General features: G+C 47.2%; 1 tRNA gene. It reads left to right on the forward strand.

The window, feature by feature from the left end:
• Nucleotides 1–51 precede the first annotated feature (51 nt).
• Nucleotides 52–136, forward strand: a tRNA-Leu gene (locus HMPREF3270_RS11065).
• The last annotated feature ends 97 nt before the right edge of the window (nucleotides 137–233 follow it).

Below are 233 nucleotides of genomic sequence, written 5' to 3' on the forward strand. Positions count from 1 at the left end.
CCTTCCCGGAACGAGGTATAGGTGTAAATCCTATCTTCCGCTCCATATTATGCCGGCGTGGCGGAATTGGCAGACGCGCGGGACTCAAAATCCCGTTCCAGCTGATGGAGTGCCGGTTCGATCCCGGCCGCCGGTACTGAAATAGAAACATTTTTAATGTTTTAAGAGTAGAATTCTTGATATATCAAGGTTTCTACTCTTTTTTTGGCTCTCTGTCAAATAGGACTGGTGAG

This window comes from Staphylococcus sp. HMSC65H10 (assembly GCF_001839185.1).
Taxonomy (GTDB): Bacteria; Bacillota; Bacilli; order Staphylococcales; family Staphylococcaceae; genus Staphylococcus; species Staphylococcus simulans.